This is a genomic window from Atlantibacter sp. (assembly GCF_032062175.1).
Lineage (GTDB): Bacteria > Pseudomonadota > Gammaproteobacteria > Enterobacterales > Enterobacteriaceae > Atlantibacter.
The window spans coordinates 14,788-34,489 of sequence record NZ_DAMBQK010000010.1; the positions used below are offsets into that span (position 1 = coordinate 14,788).

The window sequence follows — 19,702 nt, forward strand, 5'->3', positions numbered from 1 at the left end:
GCGAACGGAACAATTCCACTAAACAGAACAATTCCACTAAACAGAACAATCCCCCCGAAAAACGCATAAAAAAAACGGCCCATCAGGCCGTTTTCTCATTACTGAAAAAGCTTAATCCCGTCGTAGCATACGGTAGATCAACAGCACCACAATAGCACCCACTACCGCGACCAGGAAACTCTGTAGGTTAAAGCCCGTGACATCTCCGCCAATACCGAAGAAAGTCGCCAGCCAACCACCCACAACCGCACCCACAATCCCGAGAACACAGGTGAGGATAAATCCGCCCCCGTCCCTACCCGGCATAATGAACTTGGCAATCACACCTGCTATCAATCCAAAAACAATCCAGGACAAAATACCCATCGTGCGGCTCCTTTTTCTTCGCTGAAAAACATCACCCGCCACTGGCGGGGTACTCTTGATGAAAGACAGATCAAGTATAGGCAACTTTTGGAAAAAGGTGAGGAAGGTCACACGCTTAATCGTCATTTTGCCGATTCCCCCCTGGAATTTGTATTAAGTTTTTTGCCGCGTTGCCGATATTCTTGCCATCACTTTGTACAGAGCAGGTATCGGGGACGTGAGTAGCTATAATGAGCAGTTTCTGAAACATCATCCGCTGGCGGTGCTGGGCGTTTTACGGGATTTGCACAAGAATCGCGTGCCGATCCGCATTTCCTGGGGCAGCCAACAGCTGATCAGCCGCATTCTCGACGTGGATGCCAGCAAGCTGGTGATGGACTTCGGTAGCCAGAGCCATGAAAACAAATCGGTGCAGGAAGCCAGTGATATCCAGATTTCCGCCGAAACCCAGGGCGCGAAAATCGAGTTCAATTTGCCGCAGCTTAAAGCGGGCGATTTTCAGAGTCTTCCGGCCTTTGTCACCCAGCTTCCCCCTTCCCTGTGGTTTGTGCAGCGCCGCGAGTATTTCCGTATTCCTGCCCCCCTGTCGCCCATTTTCTATTGCGAGGCGACGCTGAACAGCGGCAACGCCTTTCGTTTTCGGCTGGCGGATTTATCCCTCGGCGGTATGGGCGCGCTGGTCGACGGCCCGGTGCCCGAGGGGCTCCAGGAAGGACAGCTGTTTTCCCAGGTGAAAATCGAGCTGGGCGAATGGGGAACGTTTCACTTTGATATGCAGTTGATCACCATTTCAGAACGCCTGACGGTGAGCAATAAAAACGAGACGATTGTGACGCCCCGCCTGAGTTTCCGTTTTCTCAACATCAACCCGGCGGCGGAGCGGGAATTGCAGCGGATTATTTTCGCGCTTGAACGTATCGCGCGCGAAAAAGCCAATAAAGTGCGCTAATTACATCGCGTCCATGGCCTTCTGCATTTTCCAGATATAACGAGGGGCCTGCGGCGACGGGTGATTTTTTTGCACGTGTTCGACAAACTCATCCGGGCTGAGATCGTTAATCTTATCAATCGCCTTTTTACGATCCGACGAGAAGGTGCGCAGCAGCGCGCCTGCACCGTTGGCATACGATACCATTAGCGCGTATTGCATGGTCGTGGTGTTCTCAATGCCGTTTAACGCGCCATGTTCGAGAATGCTCAGGTACGCCGTTCCCATCGAAATATTGCGCTCCGGGTTTTTGAGCTCGCTGGTGGAGGGCTGCCCGCTCCAGCCCATATGGCGATAAACGTCACGCCCGGAGGTAGAGGCTTTGAGCTGCATCAGGCCGACAGCGTTCGATTTACTGACTGCATTGGGATTACCGCCTGACTCAATCGCGATGATGGCGGTAATCAGACGCGGGCTGACGCCCCAGGCCTCGCCCGCTTTTTCGCTAATCGGATACCACTGCATGGCGCGTTTGACCGGAACCTCAGGGTCCCACGGTTGACTCTTGTAGTCGGGTGTTGAGGAACAGCCTGCCAGCAACAGGACCAGTACAATCAGCCATTTAAAATTCACGCAAACTATCCTTATCGTTTCGCCAAACCGGCATGAAAACCCCGTCGCGCTGGCGAGCCGCAAACCACACGACGGATGACAACCCTCAATGTTAGCGGCATGATAACCATTCTATGTAATAAATCAGCAAGGAAATGCCATGTCTCGCATCCATCTTATCGCCCCTTCCGGTTACTGTATTGCGCAGGAAGCCGCGCAACGCGGCGTGCAAAGACTCACTGAAGCGGGCCATCAGGTGAACAACCAGGCGGTGATTTCCCGGCGTTTTCAACGGTTTGCTGGCGATGATGCGGCGCGTCTTCACGATATCAACCATCTGGCGGCGTTAACCAATTCTGATATCGTGCTGCCGGTACGTGGCGGTTACGGTGTCACGCGGCTACTCGAAAATATAGATTATTCCGCAATCGCGGCGCGCCAGCGCCGGGACCCGTTGGTGATTTGCGGGCACAGCGATTTTTCCGCCGTTCAGCTACAGTTGCTGGCGACCGAAAATGTCATCACCTTCTGCGGGCCAATGCTGGCGGGCAATTTTGGCGCGCCGGAAATGAACGCCTTCACGTGGGACCATTTCTGGCAGGCCATTACCTCGCCGGAGTTTACCCTTCACTGGCAGACACGCGCGCCGGCCTGCCAGGCCAGCGGCACGATTTGGGGCGGCAACCTGGCGATGCTGTGCTCGCTGCTGGGCACGCCGTGGATGCCGGACATTGACGGCGGCATTCTGGTGGTGGAAGACATCAACGAACACCCGTACCGCATCGAACGGATGCTGTTGCAGCTGCATCAGGCGGGCATTCTGAACCGGCAGCGCGCGCTGGTACTCGGTAGCTTCAGCGCCAGCAAACCCAATGATTACGACAACGGCTACGACCTGGATGCAATGGTAGATGCCCTGCGCCAGCGTCTGGCGATCCCGGTGATCCCGGGTCTGGACTTCGGCCACGAGCAACGCACCGTTACGCTACCGCTCGGTGCCTCCGGCACGCTGAACTGTGATGTGAATCAGGCGTCGTTGACCGTCAAAGGTCATCCCGTTGTGAATAATTGCGCAAATAATCATTCACATCGTTAATTAGTCCATCACGCCCACCGTAATTGTGGTATACCAAAAATAGGCCCGGCGGCGTTGCGCCGCCTTGATGAGAGCATGATAAAGGAGAACGATAACGTTGGACGGCGGGGCGATTTTTAGTCTTTTTATTCTGGGTTCGGTGCTGATTACCTGTAGCATTTTATTAAGTTCGTTTTCTTCCCGTCTCGGTATCCCTATTCTGGTTATCTTTCTCGCCATCGGCATGTTGGCGGGCATCGACGGCGTTGGCGGCATTCCTTTTGACAATTACCCTCTCGCCTATCTGATCAGTAACCTGGCGCTGGCCGTGATCCTGCTGGACGGCGGGATGCGCACCCAGGCGAGTTCATTTCGCGTGGCGCTGGGCCCGGCGCTGTCGCTGGCGACTGTCGGGGTGCTGATTACTTCCGGGCTGACTGGCATGGCGGCGGCGTGGCTGTTCGGTTTGCCGATGATGGAAGGCCTGTTGATCGGCGCGATTGTCGGCTCGACGGATGCGGCGGCGGTGTTTTCCCTGCTTGGCGGTAAGGGGCTGAACGAGCGTGTCGGCGCGACGCTGGAAATCGAATCCGGCAGCAATGACCCGATGGCGGTGTTCCTGACCATTACCCTGATTGAGATGATCCAGCACCACACCAGTACGCTGAGCTGGATGTTCGCCTGGGAAATCGTCCAGCAGTTCGGTCTGGGTATTCTTATTGGTCTGGGTGGCGGCTTCCTGCTGTTGCAGATGATCAACCGTATTTCCATGCCCCAGGGGCTGTATCCGCTGCTGGCGCTCAGCGGCGGGATTATGATTTTCGCCATTACTACGGCGATGGACGGCAGCGGCATTCTGGCGGTGTACCTGTGCGGCTTCCTGCTGGGCAACCGGCCAATCCGTAACCGCTACGCCATTCTGCAAAACTTTGACGGCCTGGCCTGGCTGGCGCAAATCGGTATGTTCCTGGTGTTGGGCCTGCTGGTTAATCCATCAGATTTACTCGCTATCGCCATTCCGGCCCTGTTGCTGTCGCTGTGGATGATCCTGTTCGCCCGCCCGCTGTCGGTGTTCCTGGGCTTGCTGCCGTTCCGTGGCTTTAATCTGCGCGAGCGGATTTTTATTAGCTGGGTGGGGCTGCGTGGCGCGGTGCCGATCATTCTGGCGGTGTTCCCGATGATGGCGGGCCTTGAAAATTCGCGGCTGTTCTTCAACGTGGCGTTTTTTGTGGTGCTGGTGTCGCTGCTGTTGCAGGGGACCTCTCTGGGCTGGGCAGCGAAAAAAGCCAAAGTGGTGGTACCGCCGGTAGGCGTGCCGATTTCCCGGGTTGGGCTGGATATTCACCCGGAAAATCCGTGGGAGCAGTTTGTTTACCAGCTCAGCGAAGAGAAATGGTGCGTGGGCGCGGCGCTGCGTGATTTGCATATGCCGAAAGAGACCCGCATCGCGGCGCTGTTTCGCGATAATCAGCTGTTGCACCCCAACGGCAGCACCCGGCTTCAGGAAGGGGATATTCTGTGCGTGATTGGCCGCGAGCGCGATTTACCGGCACTGGGTAGGCTATTCAGCCAGTCGCCGCCGGTGGAGCTGGATCAGCGCTTCTTTGGCGACTTTATCCTTGAAGCCAGCGCCAAATTCACCGATGTGGCATTTATCTATGGACTGGAAGCGGATGCCGCGCATGACGCCCAGCAAACCGTTGGCGAGATGATGCTGGCGCAGTTGGGTGCCGCACCGGTTGTCGGCGATCAGATTGAATTTGCCGGGATGACGTGGACCGTGGCGGAGAAAGAAGATAACCAGATCCGCAAAGTGGGCCTGCGGGTGCCGGAACCCGAGGCGGAGTGATCCGCCCCGGTGCGTTGCTAGAGAGTGACTACCGGCACGCGCGGCGCGAGCGCGCACATCAGCTCATAGCCCACGGTGCCTGAGGGCGCGGCCACATCGTCGATTTTGATGTTGTCGCCCCACAATTCTACCGAACTGCCGATGCCCGCCTGCGGGCACGGCGTTAAATCTACCGTCAGCATATCCATCGACACCCGGCCCACCAACTCGGTGCGCACGCCATCGACCATCACCGGCGTACCGGTTGGTGCCTGGCGCGGATAGCCGTCGGCATAACCACAGGCCACCACCCCGATACGCTGTTCGCCAGTGGCCTTGTACAGGCTGCCGTACCCCACCGTATCCCCTGCTTTCAGGTTTTGAATCCCGATGATTTCGCTGTTAAGCGTCATCACCGGTTTGATGCCGGAGGTGGCGACATCGCGCCACTGCCCGCTCGGCGAAGCCCCATACAGCACAATCCCCGGACGCACCCAGTCGAAATGGGCTTCCGGGTGCCACAACGTGGCGGCGGAGTTCGCCAGCGAGCGTGGGCTGTCCAGCCCTTCCGCCGCCTGTTCAATGCGCGCCAGCGGTTCAGCAATGCCGTCCGGGTGTTCAGCATCGGCAAAATGCGCCATTAACGTCAGTTGGCCAACGTTTTTCAGCTCGCGCAATTGCCTCCACACCGTCTGAACCCGCTCCGGCGTGAAGCCCAGCCGGTTCATGCCGCTATTAATTTTAAGGTACACATCGATGGGCGCGTTCAGCCGGGCGTTAGCCAGCACTTTCACCTGCCAGTTACTGTGCAGGCTGGTGGTTAGCCGGTAGCGGTCGAACAGCGCCAGTTCATCGGCATGGAAAAACCCTTCCAGCATCAGAATCGGACCTTTCCAGCCGCGCTCACGCAGTAAAATCGCCTCTTCAATATTGAGCATTGCGAAGCCGTCGGTGCCGGAAAGCCCCGACCAGATGCGATCGAGACCGTGCCCATAGGCATTCGCTTTGACCACCGACCACACCCGGGAGTGGGGTGCGGCTGAGCGCACCACCTGAAGATTTTGCCGCAATGCTTGCAAGTCGAGACGCGCGACAATTGGACGAGCCATGACTACTCCTGTGTTATTGGTGCGCCCCGTGTAAACGATGGGATGACGTTGGGCGGAACCCGGAGGAGTAACGCGCCACGCCAAGATCGTCAAAAGGAATCGCCGGGGTGCGCCCGGAAATCAGGTCGCTGATTAACTGGCCGGAGCCGCAGGCCATCGTCCAGCCCAGGGTGCCGTGCCCGGTATTCAGCCATAAGTTCTTATACGGGGTGCGCCCGACAATCGGCGTGCCGTCCGGCGTCATGGGCCGCAGCCCGGTCCAGAACGTCGCCAGCTCCACGTGCCCGCCGCGCGGATAGAGATCGCGCACCACCATTTCGAGGGTTTCGCGGCGCGGTTGCAGCAGCGCGGTATTAAAGCCGACGATTTCGGCCATGCCGCCCACCCGGATACGCGAATCGAAACGGGTAATGGCGATTTTGTAGGTTTCATCCAGTACCGTCGACATCGGCGCCCCGCTCTCTTCGGCGATCGGGATCGTCAGAGAGTAGCCCTTCAAAGGATAGACCGGAATATCGACAATGCCCTTGAGCATCGCGGTGGAATAAGAGCCGAAGGCCATGACGTAGGCGTCGGCTTTGACCACTTCCTGGCCGCACTGAACGCCGTAAATCTGGTTGCCTTCATACAGCAGGCTGTCCACCGGGGTGTTATAGCGGAACACGACGCCCGCCTCGGCAGCCATGCGCGCCAGGCGTTGAGTGAACAACTGGCAGTCGCCGGTTTCATCGTTCGGTAGCTGTAAACCGCCGGTCAGCTTGTGGGCAACGTCGGCCAGCGCCGGTTCCACTTCCGCCAGCCGGCGGGATTCCAGCAGTTGATACGGTACGCCGGCATCTTCCAGCACCGCGATATCCTTCGCCGCGCTTTGGTACTGCTGCTCGGTACGGAACAGTTGCAGCGTGCCGCCCTGCCGCCCTTCGTAGGCGATGCCGGTACTGGCGCGCAGTTCTTTCAGGCAGTCGCGGCTGTATTCCGCCAGACGCACCATGCGGCCTTTGTTTTCCATGTAGTGGCGGGTATCGCAGTTACGCAACATCTGCCACATCCATTTAAGCTGAAAGCTGGAGCCGTCGAGGCTTATCGCCAGCGGCGCATGGCGCTGGAACATCCATTTTATCGCTTTCAACGGTACGCCCGGCGCAGCCCAGGGGGCGGCGTAACCCGGCGAGATTTGCCCGGCGTTGGCTGCGCTGGTTTCCAGCGCCGCATCCGGCTCTCTGTCGATGACGGTGACGTCATGACCCTGCTGACGTAAATACCAGGCGCTGGTGACTCCCACCACGCCACTTCCCAGCACAACGACTCGCATATCCACTCCGATTTAACCGAAAGAATAATCTTCTGATTACAAATTGATAACCCAGAAGAAAATATTATTCAACATAGGCTTTTTTTATGGTGACTAACCTCACATCTTGCCGAGCCAGCACAGGATGCTGAAAATTAGCATCTCCTGCTTCGGCGCACATTTCTGCAAGATAAAATTCTGAAGCCGCCCGGCAAATTCCCCGTTCTGGATCACTAAATCGCGGAGAAAAAAAATTCGTTAAGCCACGGATTTTTCCGCTGTGTTCTATGCTTTGTAGGTAAGGTTCCCCGTGCAGAGGGTTCCGCAACAATGAGGGCGCGCTGATGGCTATTATTGATTCCGAAACAAGGGATTCCCGTCGCCTGAGCGATGGGCCAGACTGGACGTTCGAGCTGCTGGATATCTATCTTGCTGAAATTGATAGAGTGGCGAAGCTGTACCGCCTCGAGACTTACCCACATCAAATTGAAGTCATCACCTCCGAACAGATGATGGACGCCTATTCCAGTATCGGGATGCCGATTAACTATCCCCACTGGTCGTTTGGTAAAAAGTTCATCGAAACCGAAAGGCTGTATAAGCACGGCCAGCAGGGCCTGGCGTACGAAATCGTCATCAACTCTAATCCCTGTATCGCGTATCTGATGGAAGAGAACACCATTACCATGCAGGCGCTGGTGATGGCCCATGCCTGCTACGGGCATAACTCTTTCTTCAAAAATAACTATTTGTTCCGCAGTTGGACCGACGCCAGCTCGATTGTCGATTACCTGATTTTTGCCCGCGGTTACATCACCGAGTGCGAAGAGCGCTACGGCGTGGATGAAGTGGAGCGGCTGCTGGACTCCTGCCATGCCCTGATGAACTACGGTGTTGACCGCTATAAACGCCCGCAGAAAATCTCGTTGCAGGAAGAGAAAGCACGTCAGAAAAGCCGTGAAGAGTACTTGCAAAGCCAGGTGAACATGCTGTGGCGCACCCTGCCGCGCCGGGAAGAGGAAAAAGCGGTCGAAGCCGAGCGCCGCTACCCGTCTGAGCCACAGGAAAACCTGCTCTATTTCATGGAGAAAAACGCGCCGCTGCTGGAACCGTGGCAGCGTGAGATCCTGCGCATTGTGCGCAAGGTCAGCCAGTATTTTTATCCGCAGAAACAGACCCAGGTGATGAACGAAGGCTGGGCGACGTTCTGGCACTACACCATCCTCAATCATCTTTACGATGAAGGAAAAGTGACCGAGCGCTTTATGCTGGAGTTCCTGCACAGCCATACCAACGTGGTGTTCCAGCCGCCATATAACAGCCCGTGGTATAACGGTATTAACCCGTATGCGCTGGGTTTCGCCATGTTCCAGGACATCAAGCGGATCTGCCAGTCGCCGACCGAAGAGGATAAATACTGGTTCCCGGATATTGCGGGTTCGGACTGGCTGGAGACGCTGCACTTTGCAATGCGCGATTTTAAAGACGAGAGCTTTATCAGCCAGTTCCTGTCGCCGAAGGTGATGCGCGATTTCCGCCTGTTTACCGTGCTGGATGACGATCGCAATAATTATCTGGAAATTTCCGCTATCCACAACGAAGAAGGCTATCGCGAAATCCGCAACAAGCTTTCATCGCAGTACAACCTAAGTAACCTTGAACCGAATATTCAGGTGTGGAATGTGGATTTGCGCGGCGACCGTTCGTTAACCCTGCGTTATATCCCGCATAACCGCGCGCCGCTGGATAAAGGCCGCCGGGAAGTGCTGAAACACGTGCATCGCCTGTGGGGATTTGATGTGATGCTTGAGCAGCAGAACGAGGATGGCAGCGTCGAGTTGCTGGATCGCTGCCCACCGCGCATGAATACTCTGTAAAATTATTTTTCCACTCAACCTGGCGCCGACGCGCCAGGTTTTTTATTTGCCCTTCCGCTGACTTATAACCTTCCGTAATACATCAAGTTTTCTCGCGGCTTTGAGTTAATAGGCAATCCCTATATCAACGATAGGTAAAACTTTATAAATATATTACCGGGTGTGACTAGAATTTTTAGCATTAACACGGATTATTCGTTAGCTAATGATTAGCGTTGACATAGCTTTACAGAGGAGAACATCTCGCCAGGACGACGAATTTATATGGACTTTTCAATTTGAGCACTGCAACACGATAAAACAGGAGTGTGTCCCCCCATCTGGCTACACCCGCAGAAGGAAAATAATATGATCATGCTATTACCTTTACTGAAAGTGCTAATAGTCATTACGGTGTTGTTCGGTCTCTGGATGTTATTAGGCGGTACCGTACTTTTCGCCTTTGTGTCGGTTCTTATCACTGGCTTATTGTTAATTAGACAACATAACATCATCTAGACCAGCCTGTTTCCTCACGGGCGTTTTCGTCACTACTTTGCTCACTGCGCGCTACAGGTGACATCGCGATTAAAAAGCATGTGGCTTTCGCGAGTGGGCAAAGTCAGTCGCACTGCTTCTCTTTCAGGCAAAAAAAAGCCCCTCTGCCTGAGCGCCAGAGGGGCTAATGATGAAGTCTGTCTTTTTTTACGCGTTGTTATTCAAAATCAGTTGGCCATTGCTGTCCAGAGGGATAGTTTCGCCAGGCTGTTTGTCCATACGGATTTTGCCCTGCTGATCGCCAATCTTGTATGTGACGTCATAGCCGATCATCTTCTCAGACTTGTCATAGACCGTCTGGCAACGCTGTTGGGTGGTGGTATAGGTATCACGATCCTGCATAGCGCCCTGAATCTGGTTACCCGCATACCCGCCGCCTAACGCGCCAGCGACCGTGGCAATATCTTTACCGCGTCCGCCGCCGAACTGATGGCCAATCACGCCGCCTGCCACCGCGCCTAATACCGACCCGGCGAGGCGGTTTTCATCCTGCACCGGACGCCGATGCGTCACAGTAACGTTGCGACACTCTTTACGCGGCGTTTTAACCGTTTCCTTTATCGGCGTGGCGGAAACCACCTGCGCGTATTTTGGCGCTGGATTGAATACATTTAAGCTGGCTACCGCAGCCACACCCAGCGCGGCTGCTACGCCAATCCCTATACCCGCTAACATTGATTTGTTCACAGGACATCCTCCTGGCTGTGTTATTCATAACAATTCTGCAACCAGATGTAAGGAGAAAACATCAGACGAAGGAGTAAAAGCGAGCAATAGTTGGCTTTTGAAGGGGGTTTCAGAGGAGTCCGAGGTGACGTAAGGCAAATTTGCCTGATTTATGCTGAAACCCTCCCGGCATGCGGGAGGGGCATGACGATTAATGCAGCTTCAGACGCGGGCGAATAACCCGGTTGATACTGCCTACCAGCATCATCAGGCCGGTTTTGATGTAGCCGTGCAATGCGATCTGGTGCATACGGTACAGAGAGATGTACACGAAGCGCGCGATTCGCCCTTCCACCATCATTGAGCCGCGCATCAGGTTGCCCATCAGGCTGCCTACGGTGGAGTAATTAGAGAGCGACACCAGCGAACCGTGGTCTTTATAGACGTAGTTCTTCAGCGGCTTGTTCTTGTACTGCGCCAGGATGTTATCCAGCGCCAGGGAGGCCATCTGGTGCGCCGCCTGGGCGCGCGGCGGCACAAATCCGCCTTCCGGGCGGGCACAGGATGCGCAGTCGCCGATGGCGAAAATGTCCGGATCGCGCGTGGTTTGTAGCGTCGGCTCTACCACCAACTGATTGATGCGGTTGGTTTCCAGACCGCCGATATCCTTCATAAAGTCCGGCGCTTTGATGCCTGCCGCCCAGACCATCAGATCCGCTTTGATAAACTCGCCGTCTTTGGTGTTCAGTCCGTTGGCTTCCGCGCTGGTTACCAGGGTGTTGGTTAACACGCGCACGCCCAGTTTGGTCAGCTCGCTGTGTGCCGCACTGGAGATACGCGGCGGCAGCGCAGGCAGGATGCGTTCGCCTGCTTCCACCAGCGTGACGTTAAGCGCCTCGTTGGTTAAGCCTTTGTAACCGTAGCTGTGCAGCTGTTTTACCGCATTATGCAGCTCCGCCGACAGCTCAACACCCGTTGCCCCACCGCCGACGATGGCAATATTCACTTTGCCGCTGGCACCGAGATTGGAAGAATATTTCAGGAACTGGTTAAGCATTTCCTGGTGGAAACGCCGCGCCTGATGCGGGTTATCCAGGAAAATGCAGTTCTCTTTCACGCCCGGGGTATTGAAATCGTTGGAGGTACTGCCCAGCGCCATCACCAGGGTGTCGTAGGCAAGCTTGCGCTCAGGCACCAGCAGTTCGCCCTTCTCATCGCGTAGTTCCGCAAGGGTGAGGGTTTTGCTTTCGCGATTGATATCCACCACAGAACCCAGTTGGAACTGGAAATGGTGATTACGCGCGTGGGCCAGATAGCTCAGCGCATCCACGCCTTCGTCGAGGGAGCCGGTAGCCACTTCGTGCAGCAGCGGTTTCCACAGATGGCTGTGATTACGATCCACCAGGGTGATTTTGGCTTTTTTACCGCGACCCAGCTTTTTACCCAGCTGCGTCGCCAGCTCCAGTCCGCCAGCACCACCGCCGACAATCACAATCTTTTTCAATGGTGTAGTCAACGTGACCCCCTTAAATTATTAACCAATTGTTAACTAAAGGTTATAAAAATAGCTTTTAATTAACAAAGGGTTACCGGTGTTTCTTCATCCTGTTGACCAAAGAATAACATGAACGGGTCAATGGTCATACCAAATTTGATGTGAATCAATTTTTCCGCCGAAAACTTCAACAAAAAGGGCCAGCACATGGCTGACCCGTTAACATTTTGACCGCAAAAACGCTTATCCGAGGCTTTTAAACGCCTTGATACGCTGCAAATGGGGCGAAATGTTTTTAAATTTGTGGGTCTGCTGCTCGTCCCAGACAATTTCGTAATAAGGGAGCAGCGCCTGCGCCGAACGCTGGCTGTCGAGCGCCTCGTCATTACGGGATAACAGCACCAGGCAGCGATCGCGGTTTTTCTCGCGGAAGTTCTCCACGCATTTGGTGGCAATGTCCTGATACTCTTCCGGGCGGTCAATTTTCCCTTCCATATTTTCATAGGGAAACAGGTTCGGGTTGAAAATAGCCTGGCGGATGTCACACAGGAACCCCACCCGCTCGGCCCAGTAGCCGCCGAGCCCGACGCCGCAAATCAGCGGTCGGTCATCCGCATTTAACTGTAGCATCTTGTCCACTTCACGCAGCAGATGTTGCATATCATGTTTGGGGTGCAACGTGCTGTAGCTGATCAGCCGCACGTCCGGATCGATAAATTGCAGTTGCAACACTTTCTCATGGTTACCCGGACTGCTGGAGTCGAAACCGTGTAAATAAATTATCATCGTAACCTCACCCTGCCGCTTACCGATAAACGATTACAGCCCTGCTTTATGGGCCTGCCAGCGCTCATGCTGCGCTTCCAGCACGCGAGTCACCTGCTTCCAGCGCGATGAAGCAAGCAGTTCGCTGCGCGAAAATGAACCTTTATGATACAAATGCGTAACACGTTCAGCATTGATCGGCGACAGGTTATCTAACACGCTAACCGCGCCTTCACGATTATTACAAACCAGGATCATGTCGCAACCGGCGTCCAGCGAAGCCTGGCCGCGCTCGGCATAGCTGCCCATGATCGCCGCGCCTTCCATTGACAGATCGTCGGAGAAAATCACGCCGTCGAAGCCCAGCTCCCCACGCAGCACCGTTTTCAGCCAGTGCGGCGACCCGCTGGCCGGACGGTCATCCACCTCCGGATAAATGACGTGAGCAGGCATAATGGCGTCGAGCTTGTTGTCGAGGATCAGATTTTTAAAGATCGACATGTCGCGGGTGCGGATTTCCTCTTCAGAACGCGGATCGCGCGGCGTCTCTTTGTGGGAGTCCGCCATCACCGCTCCGTGGCCGGGGAAGTGTTTGCCAGTGGTTTTCATCCCGGCGCTGTGCATGCCGTCGATAAACTGTTCGGCAACACGCAGAGCAATTGCCGGGTCGGCGTGGAATGAACGCTCGCCGATGGCGGCGCTGATATGCCCGAGATCCAGTACCGGGGCGAAGCTGATGTCGATGTCCATGGCGATCATCTCGCTGGCCATCAGCCAACCGGCGTCAAACGCCAGTCTGGCTCCCTCTTCCTCGCCATACAGCTCGGCGAAAGATTGCGCGGCGGGCAGGCGGGTAAAGCCTTCACGAAAACGCTGAACGCGTCCGCCTTCCTGGTCCACCGCCACCACCAGACGATGACGGGACGCCGCGCGGATTTGCCGCACCAGTTCGCGCAACTGCGCCGGATCGTGGTAATTGCGGGTAAACAAGATCAGCCCGCCCACCAGCGGATGGTTTAAAATCTCGCGCTCTTCGGCATCCAGTTCGAAGCCCGCTACATCCAGCATTACTGGTCCCACATCAACCTCCGGTTAATTATTCTTAAGCCTGTTCCAGGCGTCATGAGCAAGTGTAATAAACTCGCTATCGCGCGTTTGCCAGAAATGGCGCTCGTACCAGCCCGCCATCAGTGCGACAGTCCAGGGCCGCCAGCGCGCGACCTGTAAACGCAACTGCGCCGGGTTAAGCGCTGCGTGCCGCGCGTAATCGGTTATTAACTGTTGCCGTTCGCTTTCATCCAGGCTGGCAGCGGCAAGCTCCAGCGCCACATCGCCATCTCCGGCGTATTCCCAGTCGATAAGCCGTAGCTTATCCGCGCTGCGTACCAGATTGCCCGCATGAAGATCCATATGCAGCGGCGCCAGGCGCAGCGGGCGCGGCTCACCCTGCGCGCCCAGACGTTGCAGCGTGCGTAGCCATAGTGGCGTGCGCCTGGCCGGATCGCTCTGCTGCCAGTAGCTTATCAGCAGCGGCAGCAGGTGAATGCGCCAGCCGAATCTTTTCTGGCGATGCAGAGTATACAGCAGCACGGCCAGCTCACCCGCATCGGGTAACGTTTCGACCACATCACCGCGAATAAATTCGCTGACCAGCCAGCCGTCGCCCAGGGCGTAAGGTTTTGGCCCGAGGCCGGGGGCGAGCCGCTTCAGGGCGCGGTAGTGGCGGCGCAGGCTAACACCAGATTGCAGCGTCGCGCTATCGCGCCGGGCAACCAGCGGCATGCCTGCCCATTCAAGGCGCAGGCTCTGGCCGCTGGAGCCGGGGAGCGGAGAAACAGAACCGGCGGCCTGAGCCGCCGGAAACCGGGTTTGAAGCAGTGCGTTTAATGCCGCATCACTGGATTTGGGAAACCGCACCTTTACCTGACCAGATAATTTCGCCAGTTTGCACCAGCATCAGTTGCATTTGCAGGGTCGGGGCGCTGACGTTGCCGCCTGCGCTGGTATACAGCACATAGTGCGCACCGACGTTACGGGCAATGCCAATCGCCTTGCTGCGCGTGCCCAGGCTGTCCTGCGGGGAGAGGCCGAGCTGCTGCTTCGCCATCGACAGTTGTTGCGCGGAGACCAGCGTGAAGGTGTTGTTATTGGCTAAAGCATTGCGCAGTGCTTCAGTAGCCGGACCGGTTTGCAGCGAACCGTTGGTACGGTTGTTGACCGAATCCACCAGCAGCACGCTACCGGCATTGACACCGCCCGCCTGCAACATTTTGCCGACCATCGGCTGAACCGCGCCGCTCCAGTCGTACTGGCGCACTTTCGGCTCCGCAGGGGTCGGCTCCTGATGCTCAATCGGACCCGGCTGCGGCGGAACTTCAGGTACAGACGGCACCGTTGGTACCGGTTCAGGTGTTGGCACCGGTTGCTGTGGCGCAGGTGTGGCTTGATCGACCGGCGCAGGCTCCTGTTGCCCACGCATCACACACCCGGAAAGTATTAACGCTACTGTCGCCAGTAGCCAAAAACGAGGCATCGCCCTCATTAATATCACCCCTTATAACCAGAGATAGAGTCGAACCTGGCTGGCGCCCAGAAAAGGCGACGCCGCATTCAGCACGATGCGGCTGTGCGCAGGTATGATTATCGTGGCGGACTTATCCAGTGGATGCAATTCCAGTCCGCTCTCTTCGTACCAGTAAAATTGATAGTTCAGCGTTACGGGCACATCCTTTTCATTGTAAAGCGTACTGGTGGCGACGAGCTTGCCGGATTGACTGGATAATTCTGGTTTTTCAGCCATCACGCCCGCCGCCATCACTGAGGTTTCCATCACCAGCGTCTGGCGATCGCTCACCGGGATTTCCGGGCGCGAGCTACACCCCGCCAGCACCATCAGTGAACACAATGCAAGAAGGCACGCACGTTTCATGTTACAGCCCTTTATGGGAAAGCATCGGCCCCAGCGCGCGTCCGCCCAACAGGTGCATATGGATATGGTATACCTCCTGCCCACCGTGACGATTACAGTTCATGATCAGGCGATAGCCATCTTCGGCGATGCCTTCCTGTTCGGCAATTTTCGCCGCCACGGTCAGCATACGGCCCAGTGCCTGCTCGTGTTCCGGGGTGACGTCATTAACGGTTGGGATCAGCACATTAGGAACGATTAAGATATGGGTCGGCGCTTGCGGAGAGATATCGCGGAACGCGGTGACCAGTTCATCCTGAAAGACGACGTCGGCTGGGATCTCGCGACGAATGATTTTGCTAAAAATAGTTTCTTCAGCCATGACCGTATCCTTTTTTAACGCTGCGGCGGTATTAAGCGCAGTAAACGAGTGAGCATCTGTGCATTCAGTATATCACCCTCGCTGATTGCCACAAATGAAACACTGGTTTTAATCAATAGGTTGCGTGGAGTTTAACGGGATAAAACGGTTTGTTTCGCCGCATCGCCAGCAAAACAAACCGCAGGGTTACGACGCCAGGGACGCCATATCGATCACGAAGCGGTATTTTACGTCGCTTTTCAGCATCCGTTCGTAGGCTTCATTGATCTCCTGAATCTTAATGATTTCCACGTCTGAAACGATGCCTTTTTCCGCGCAGAAATCGAGCATTTCCTGAGTTTCCGCAATCCCGCCGATGCAGGAACCCGCCACCGAGCGACGGCCCAGGATCAGCGGCACTGTGTTGACATAGGGTTGCAGTTCGCCCAGCAGGCCGACAAACACCAGCGTGCCGTCGAGGGTCAGCGTCGGCAGATAGGGGTTGATGTCGTGGGTATAAGGCACGGTATCGATAATCAGGTCGAACTGGTTTTTCACCTGCTCCATATGCGACGGATCGGTGGAAATAATCACGTGATGGGCCCCGAGGCGACGCGCATCCTCTTCCTTGCCCGGCGAACGGGTAAACAGCGTGACTTCCGCGCCCAAACCGTTCGCCAGCTTGAGGGCCATATGCCCTAACCCGCCGAGACCGACTACCGCGACTTTACTGCCCTCGCCAATATTCCAGCGCTTGAGCGGTGACCAGGTGGTAATGCCCGCGCACAGCAGTGGTGCCGCGCCTTCTAAATCCAGGCCCTCCGGGATACGCAGCACAAAATCTTCACTGGCGAGAATAGCCTGGGAATAGCCGCCAAAGGTGGGGCGATGATCGAAGCGATCCTGGCCGTTATAGGTCTGGATATTGCCTTCTTCGCAGTACTGCTCCAGCCCCTGCCGGCACGGATTGCACTCGCGACAGGAATCCACCATACAGCCGATGCCCGCCAAATCGCCAGGCTTGAATTTCGTTACTTTGTCGCCGACCTCAGTCACCCGGCCAATAATTTCGTGGCCCGGCACCAGCGGATACTGGCTGAAACCCCAGTCGTTTCTGGCCTGATGGAGATCGGAGTGGCACACGCCGCAATACAGAATTTCTATCGTCACGTCATCGGGGCGCGGCGTGCGTCGCTCAACCTGAAAAGGCGCTAACGGCGCGGTGGGGGAAAGCGCTGCATAACCTGAAACTTTCATCTTGGTTCTCTCTCGCTGTTAACAGACCTATTCACTGTAGACCCGCCCCCTGCTGATAACCACTGCGCGAAAAAAAACGCCGCGCGCTGCGCCACGGATAACGTCTGTTCCCGATGTATTTATGGGTGTTTATGTTGATAAACCGTTATTTCGCGAGAGGAATGACGTTAATCGTTTAACTCTTCAGCGCGATCGCTATCACCGTTTCTGGAATCCTGTTTCAGTTTCACTCTTACATTTGTTTACACCGATCAACCAAATGCATATAGTTCTCATTTTTATTCGTATCTCTGATGTTATTACCACACACAACATGCCACGCGCCGTTGGGAAACCCAGGCCGCGCAGCAAAAATTGCGTCTTTTATTAAGGGTTAATCATGTCTTCTGTTTTTGATACCAGGAAAAATTCTCTGCCCCACCGCTCACTGCTGGCGATGTGCATTTGCGCCGCGCTGCCGGTGAGTTCGGCATTTGCCGCGCCGCAGTCTGAAGATACGGTGTTAGTTGAGGCATCAGCCGTTAACGCACAAGCCGAAGAAAGCCAGGATTACAGCGTTAAAACCACCTCTGCCGGCACAAAAATGATGCTGGTACAGCGCGATATTCCGCAGTCTGTCAGCGTGGTCAGCGAACAGCGTATGCAGGATCAAAAGCTGCAAACGCTGGGCGATGTTCTGTCTAACACCACGGGCGTTAGCGCATCGGTAGCCGACTCGGATCGTATTTCTTATTACTCTCGCGGATTCCTGATCGATAACTACATGGTGGACGGCATTCCCACCTTCTTCGAAACCCGCTGGAACCTGGGCGATGCCCTTTCCGATACCGCATTGCTGGAGCGTGTGGAAGTTGTGCGCGGCGCGACCGGTTTGATGACCGGGCCAGGCAACCCTTCCGCCGCCGTGAACATGGTACGTAAGCACGCCGACAGCCGCGAGTTTAAAGGCGACGTCTCTGCGGAATACGGCAGTTGGGATAAACAGCGCTATGTTGCCGACGTACAGTCACCACTGACCGATGACGGCAGAATTCGTGGCCGTATGGTAGCCGGTTACCAGAATAACGACAGCTGGCTGGACCGTTATAACAATGAGAAGAAATTCTTTTATGGCGTGCTGGATGTTGATTTGACCGACATGACCCGCTTCTCCGTGGGCTACGAATACCAGGACATCAACGTCGACAGCCAGACCTGGGGCGGCCTGCCGCGCTGGTATACTGACGGTAGCCTGGTTGGCCATAACAAACACGACAGCACCGCGCCAAACTGGGCCTATAACGACAAAGACTTTAATAAAGTCTTCGCGACACTGAAGCAGGGTTTCGAAAATAACTGGGAGCTGACCCTCAACGCCACCCATACCGAAATGAACCTCGACAGCAAAGCGCTGTATCTTGACGGTCTGGTGGATAAATCTACCGGGATCATGGAAAGCTATTACGGCGCAAGCTACCCGGTGGTGGGCGGTACGGGCTACAACACCGGTAAACGCAAAGTGGATGCGCTGGATCTCTACGCCAGCGGGCCGTATGAACTGTTAGGCCGTCAGCATCAGTTAATGGTGGGCTCAAACTACAGTAAACAGCATAACCGCTACCTGAACAGCTGGGCTAACATCGGCGCAGACGAGCTGGGCAGCTACTACGACTACAACGGCAACTTCCCGGAAACCCAGTGGGGCGAACTGACAGTAGCGCAGGACGATAAGATCCATATTAAATCGGCCTATACCGCGACCCGCATCTCGCTGGCCGATCCGCTGCACCTGATTGTGGGCGCGCGCTACACCAAGTGGAGCAGCGACACCCTGACCCAGAACATTGAGAAAAACAACACGACGCCATACGCCGGTCTGGTGTTCGATATCAATGAAAACTGGTCAACCTATGCCAGCTACACCTCGGTGTTCCAGCCGCAAACCGTGCGTGACATTAACGGTAAATACCTGTCGCCGATCACCGGCAATAACTACGAGCTGGGCGTGAAATCTGACTGGATGGACAGCCGCCTGACCACCTCGCTGGCGGTATTCCGCATTGAGCAGGACAATCTTGGCGTTACCACAGGCCAGGTAATCCCAGGCAGCGCGGGTGAAAGCGCATATGCTGAAGCCGATGGCACGGTAAGCAAAGGCGTAGAGTTTGAAGTTAACGGTGCCATCACCGACTACTGGCAGATGACCTTCGGGGCGACGCGCTACGTGGCGGAAGATCGCGACGGCAACGCGTTTAACCCTAACCTGCCGCGCACGACGCTGAAACTGTTCACCAGCTATAACCTGCCGATGCTGCAACAGCTGACCGTCGGCGGCGGCGTGAACTGGCAGAATCGCGTCTACCAGAACGTTGCTACCCCATACGGCACCTTCCGTGCTGAACAAGGCAGCTACGCGCTGGTGGACCTGTTTGGCCGTTACCAGGTGACCAAAGACTTCGCCGTTCAGGCCAACCTGAATAACCTGTTTGATAAAGAGTACGATACCAATATCGAACAATCCTATATCTACGGCGCGCCGCGCAACGTCTCTGTGACCGCGAACTACAGCTTCTAATCACTCTCAGGCGAGGGCGTTAACGCGTCCCCGCCTCTTTCCTGTCTCAAAACCGCAGGCAATAAAAAAGGGA

Annotated in this window: 18 protein-coding genes; 5 read left to right on the forward strand and 13 right to left on the reverse strand. The window is 55.6% G+C overall.

Annotated features, from left to right (window positions below; translation table 11 throughout):
- Positions 1 to 111: 111 nt before the first annotated feature.
- Positions 112 to 366 carry a GlsB/YeaQ/YmgE family stress response membrane protein gene (locus tag RT120_RS11005; RefSeq protein ID WP_312982790.1) on the reverse strand — a complete coding sequence of 85 codons (255 nt, stop codon included), beginning with the start codon at positions 364 to 366 and terminating at the stop codon, positions 112 to 114.
- Positions 367 to 583: 217 nt separating this feature from the next.
- Here RT120_RS11005 and RT120_RS11010 point away from each other — a divergent pair, with 217 nt between their 5' ends.
- A complete protein-coding gene (locus RT120_RS11010; protein WP_312982601.1) occupies positions 584 to 1,315 on the forward strand; it encodes a flagellar brake protein in 732 nt (243 codons plus the stop codon).
- Here the strand turns inward: RT120_RS11010 and emtA are convergent, their stop codons facing one another.
- Positions 1,316 to 1,927 (reverse strand): membrane-bound lytic murein transglycosylase EmtA, encoded by a 612-nt coding sequence (gene emtA / locus RT120_RS11015; RefSeq protein WP_312982602.1) that lies wholly within the window; start codon positions 1,925 to 1,927, stop codon positions 1,316 to 1,318.
- A gap of 139 nt (positions 1,928 to 2,066) precedes the next feature.
- Here emtA and ldcA point away from each other — a divergent pair, with 139 nt between their 5' ends.
- Both ldcA and RT120_RS11025 read left to right on the forward strand, forming a co-directional pair.
- Positions 2,067 to 3,002, forward strand: coding sequence for a muramoyltetrapeptide carboxypeptidase (ldcA, locus tag RT120_RS11020; RefSeq protein ID WP_312982603.1), 936 nt, complete (start codon positions 2,067 to 2,069; stop codon positions 3,000 to 3,002).
- A 97-nt stretch (positions 3,003 to 3,099) separates the two neighbouring features.
- Positions 3,100 to 4,830 carry a potassium/proton antiporter gene (locus RT120_RS11025; RefSeq protein WP_312982604.1) on the forward strand — a complete coding sequence of 577 codons (1,731 nt, stop codon included), beginning with the start codon at positions 3,100 to 3,102 and terminating at the stop codon, positions 4,828 to 4,830.
- A 17-nt stretch (positions 4,831 to 4,847) separates the two neighbouring features.
- On the opposite strand, the gene dadX is transcribed toward RT120_RS11025, so the two are convergent.
- Positions 4,848 to 5,918 (reverse strand): catabolic alanine racemase DadX, encoded by a 1,071-nt coding sequence (gene dadX / locus RT120_RS11030; protein WP_312982605.1) that lies wholly within the window; start codon positions 5,916 to 5,918, stop codon positions 4,848 to 4,850.
- Between the two features lie 13 nt (positions 5,919 to 5,931).
- Positions 5,932 to 7,230: a D-amino acid dehydrogenase gene (locus RT120_RS11035; protein ID WP_312982606.1), complete on the reverse strand. Its 1,299-nt coding sequence runs from the start codon at positions 7,228 to 7,230 to the stop codon at positions 5,932 to 5,934.
- Positions 7,231 to 7,553: 323 nt separating this feature from the next.
- Between RT120_RS11035 and RT120_RS11040 the strand changes: the two genes are divergently transcribed.
- The gene (locus tag RT120_RS11040; protein WP_312982608.1) at positions 7,554 to 9,086 is read left to right on the forward strand and encodes a SpoVR family protein; all 1,533 of its coding nucleotides are present in this window, start codon (positions 7,554 to 7,556) and stop codon (positions 9,084 to 9,086) included.
- A 684-nt stretch (positions 9,087 to 9,770) separates the two neighbouring features.
- Here the strand turns inward: RT120_RS11040 and RT120_RS11045 are convergent.
- From RT120_RS11045 to RT120_RS11085, 9 genes are all read right to left on the reverse strand, one after another.
- Positions 9,771 to 10,310: a glycine zipper 2TM domain-containing protein gene (locus tag RT120_RS11045; RefSeq protein WP_312982610.1), complete on the reverse strand. Its 540-nt coding sequence runs from the start codon at positions 10,308 to 10,310 to the stop codon at positions 9,771 to 9,773.
- Positions 10,311 to 10,500: 190 nt separating this feature from the next.
- A complete protein-coding gene (locus RT120_RS11050) occupies positions 10,501 to 11,805 on the reverse strand; it encodes an NAD(P)/FAD-dependent oxidoreductase (protein WP_312982612.1) in 1,305 nt (434 codons plus the stop codon).
- Positions 11,806 to 12,027: 222 nt separating this feature from the next.
- Positions 12,028 to 12,570, reverse strand: a complete 543-nt coding sequence (gene ycfP / locus RT120_RS11055; protein ID WP_312982613.1) for an alpha/beta hydrolase YcfP — start codon at positions 12,568 to 12,570, stop codon at positions 12,028 to 12,030.
- Positions 12,571 to 12,603: 33 nt separating this feature from the next.
- Positions 12,604 to 13,629, reverse strand: a complete 1,026-nt coding sequence (gene nagZ / locus RT120_RS11060) for a beta-N-acetylhexosaminidase (RefSeq protein WP_312982615.1) — start codon at positions 13,627 to 13,629, stop codon at positions 12,604 to 12,606.
- Positions 13,630 to 13,641: 12 nt separating this feature from the next.
- The gene (gene thiK / locus RT120_RS11065; RefSeq protein WP_312982617.1) at positions 13,642 to 14,466 is read right to left on the reverse strand and encodes a thiamine kinase; all 825 of its coding nucleotides are present in this window, start codon (positions 14,464 to 14,466) and stop codon (positions 13,642 to 13,644) included.
- Complete coding sequence (gene lpoB / locus RT120_RS11070; RefSeq protein ID WP_312982618.1) at positions 14,444 to 15,091, reverse strand: penicillin-binding protein activator LpoB; 648 nt, start codon at positions 15,089 to 15,091, stop codon at positions 14,444 to 14,446. The genes thiK and lpoB overlap by 23 nt, the downstream gene beginning before the upstream one ends.
- Positions 15,092 to 15,103: 12 nt before the next feature.
- Complete coding sequence (locus RT120_RS11075) at positions 15,104 to 15,478, reverse strand: YcfL family protein (protein WP_312982620.1); 375 nt, start codon at positions 15,476 to 15,478, stop codon at positions 15,104 to 15,106.
- A 1-nt stretch (position 15,479) separates the two neighbouring features.
- A complete protein-coding gene (gene hinT, locus RT120_RS11080; RefSeq protein WP_312982622.1) occupies positions 15,480 to 15,839 on the reverse strand; it encodes a purine nucleoside phosphoramidase in 360 nt (119 codons plus the stop codon).
- Positions 15,840 to 16,025: 186 nt separating this feature from the next.
- Positions 16,026 to 17,075, reverse strand: a complete 1,050-nt coding sequence (locus RT120_RS11085) for an NAD(P)-dependent alcohol dehydrogenase (RefSeq protein WP_312982623.1) — start codon at positions 17,073 to 17,075, stop codon at positions 16,026 to 16,028.
- A gap of 376 nt (positions 17,076 to 17,451) precedes the next feature.
- Here RT120_RS11085 and fhuE point away from each other — a divergent pair, with 376 nt between their 5' ends.
- Positions 17,452 to 19,629, forward strand: coding sequence for a ferric-rhodotorulic acid/ferric-coprogen receptor FhuE (gene fhuE / locus RT120_RS11090; protein WP_312982791.1), 2,178 nt, complete (start codon positions 17,452 to 17,454; stop codon positions 19,627 to 19,629).
- The last annotated feature ends 73 nt before the right edge of the window (positions 19,630 to 19,702 follow it).